Origin of the sequence: Thauera sp. 2A1, assembly GCF_009469595.2 — a bacterium.
GTDB lineage: Bacteria > Pseudomonadota > Gammaproteobacteria > Burkholderiales > Rhodocyclaceae > Thauera.
In genome coordinates, this window is record NZ_SSXV01000105.1 from 1 (window position 1) to 1,461 (window position 1,461).

Sequence of the window (1,461 nt, forward strand, 5' to 3'; positions counted from 1 at the left end):
AGGTGTTCCCACTAGGCTCGGCAGACCTGCTGACTGCAGTGAGCAGACCTGCTGACTAGGCTCAGCAGCTCTGTCGAGCCTAGTGGGAATCTTCTAGAAACAGTCTCCCCAGGGCAGACGCATTAAATCTTTTACTCGTTAATATCTATGGTATATCACTATAACTTATTGAATATTAACATTATATATTTGCATATATGAAATATTTTTCGTATCTTTGTAGAGAAATAATTAACAATTAAAAGGTACAAAATGAGCATTATTAAGTTATCTAAACAAATTGCCGACCCACGAGTAGCGGGTAGAACTGTCCATAAAATGGAACATATCATTTACATTACAATCGCTGCGGTTATAGCTGGGGCTCAGTCTTGGAATGAAATTGCAGAGTTTGGCAAAAGTAAGTTAGACTTCTTCAAACAGCGTTTAGTAGGGCTGGAGTCTATCCCTAGTCATGACACTTTCAATCGTTTCTTTTCAATCTTTAATCCGAAAGGATTTGAAGAGATTTTCAGAAACTGGGTTAGGGAAATAGTTGGGGAAGTTAAAGGTGTTGTTGCCATTGATGGCAAACTTATGCGTGGTTCAAGCAAGTGTGATGCCGAGCATACTCTTGGGCAAGATGACTTCCGTACATGGATCGTATCTGCTTGGTCAGCAGACAATAGCATATCGCTTGGTCAAGAGAAAGTCGGTGAAAAAACGAACGAAATTACAGTCGTCCCCAAGTTGCTTAGCGCTATAGACGTGTCAAACGCCATTGTAACAATAGATGCTATGGGATGCCAAACTTCTATAACTGAGAAAATAATAGAAGGTAAAGGGGACTACATTATCGCCTTGAAGGAAAATCAGAAGAAAAGTTACGAATTTGCCAAGGACATAATCTATGAGAACGAATACAAGGGCAATTGCAATGTTGTCACAAAGCATTATTCCTTCAATGAGGGTCATGGCCGTCAAGAAGAAAGGACCTGCATTGTTGTAAGCTATGGGGACATTATGCAGAAAATGTTTAAGAACAAGTTTATTGGGCTAAGGTCTGTTGTCGGGATAATCTCAAGAAGATCTGTTGCGACATCTGGTGAAACATCAGAGGAAACAAGATACTACATAACTTCTTTAAGCAACGAAGATCCTGAAAAGATAGCTAACGCCATTAGGCAACATTGGTCCATAGAAAACAACTTGCATTGGCAATTGGACATTACTTTCAGAGAAGACGAAAGTAAGAAAGTCAAAAATGCAGCGAGGAACTTCTCTACCATAAGCAAAATGGCCCTCTCCATCTTGAAAAATGACAAGACGACCAAGGGAAGTCTCAACCTGAAAAGATTGAAGGCAGGCTGGGATGAAGAGTACCTGTCAAAACTTTTGGAGGGCAGCGCAATTTAATGCGTCTGCCCTGCCGTACAACTATAAACCCTTTAGCTGTACGACTATAACCTCTTTAATCGTACG

At 40.5% G+C, this 1,461-nt stretch carries 1 protein-coding gene; it reads left to right on the plus strand.

Features of this window, described 5'->3' with window-relative positions; all coding sequences use genetic code 11:
* Nucleotides 1–252 precede the first annotated feature (252 nt).
* Entirely contained in the window at nt 253–1,395 is a 1,143-nt protein-coding gene (locus GH664_RS23990; RefSeq protein ID WP_153170307.1) for an ISAs1 family transposase, read from the plus strand.
* The last annotated feature ends 66 nt before the right edge of the window (nt 1,396–1,461 follow it).

Excerpts from the sequence above, each read along its gene's own strand:
- GH664_RS23990 (WP_153170307.1), top strand. The coding sequence starts at position 253 with ATGAGCATTATTAAGTTATCTAAACAAATTGCCGACCCACGAGTAGCG.